General features: G+C 42.0%; 1 protein-coding gene. It reads right to left on the bottom strand.

The annotated features are described in order from the left end of the window. Nucleotides 1-25 precede the first annotated feature (25 nt). Entirely contained in the window at nt 26-1,312 is a 1,287-nt protein-coding gene (locus EYB31_RS39910) for an IS4 family transposase (protein ID WP_276322144.1), read from the bottom strand. Nucleotides 1,313-1,419: the final 107 nt, after the last annotated feature.

Here is a 1,419-nt window from a genome sequence, read left to right as displayed (position 1 = left end):
CCAATGTTGTCAGGTTAAGCTTATTTTATAAGTTGCGTCTTTTTGTTTGTGTAAATCGGTTGGCTTTGCTTTGTTTTTCACGTTTGAAATTTCGGTTGGGGATGACAGGTACTACATTACGTTGTAGTTCTTCCATCAAGCGATGGTAGAGCTGTTCTTTTTCCTTGTCATCCTCATTCAAAATAATTTCAATCAAGTCATTTCTTAATTTTCCTACAAGCATACTTTTGTTAATCCGGTATTCTGTATGCTTACGTACCTTATTCTTGTTTTTTTCTCGAAGCTCTTCTTCCGCTTCTTGTTCGTAAATCGATGCCATATTGCTTAAAAATACCGTCGCGTAGAAATCTTGTTCAATCAGCAGTGGCTTTTCCGCCGAAAAATTCTCAATTTCAAATGTTTGTTTTAATTCATTAATTCGTGTTTCAATTCCCCATCTTTTGAAGTACAGAGCGGAGCTCTCTTCATACCGCAGTTCTTCTCGCGTCAGGTTTGTGAGTAGAACCTCCATTTCTCCGCTAGGCAACTCTACTTTCAACACGCGGACTTCTATAACGGTGCCCCGTTTTAAAGGCGTGCCTTTCTTCTTTAGAGCCTTCGCTCGTTCTCTGTTGATTTCAATCCGTACGACCTCATCAGGGGACGAGGTTTCCAGTACTTCCTTGTAGAAGGCGGAACTTACCCGCATGAGATAGCAGATGTTTTTTTCCTCTAAATACCGAATCAAGTCAGCCGACGGGTAGCCCCGATCAAACAGAATCAGGTTAGGAATGTGAGAAGGCACGAGTTCCAGAAGTTTTTCGATGTTTTTTTTCGCCAAGTTCCTTTCATGATCATCATATCGGCTCATGCATGTACTGATGGCGATTTTGTTTTCAACATCGAATAGATGGGAGGACAGAGCACGTGCTACTTTTCTCCCCTCCTGGTTCGTCGCGTATCCGTACGTTTGCAAGGTTTCCTTGGTTTGAGGAACTTCAATGACGCTACCATCCATAGCAAGTAAGCGGAATCCTTTATACATCTTAAAATCCCCATCTTCGTAAAACCCGCGGACGATCTCATCGTTCAGTAAGGTAAATGCCACCGGTGACAGCTTTTGCCTGGCCTCTGAAAACGATTGTTTGGTATAGGTTGTCGTTTCCGAGTCAGGAAGAAACATCTTCCGAAATTCGTCAAGTTCCAACTGTGTGGTTTTTCGAACCATTCTCATCAGCATACAGACCAGCGAAACAAAACCGACTTTTCTTTTCCTTGTAAAATCCTTCTCGTTCATCTTTGCCTGATTTTTTAACTCGTCCCCGAAGATCATACGTATTGCACGTTCCGATAAAGCCTTGCTCTTTTTTTCACGGTTTATCCGCCCATTTCACTCATTTACTTCTACTATACCAAATTCTGCTAACCTGACAACATTGG

The organism is Paenibacillus thalictri (assembly GCF_004307995.1).
GTDB lineage: Bacteria > Bacillota > Bacilli > Paenibacillales > NBRC-103111 > Paenibacillus_AF > Paenibacillus_AF thalictri.
Note: the sequence above shows the minus strand (reverse complement) of the source record. Positions and strands in the feature narration are given on the sequence as shown.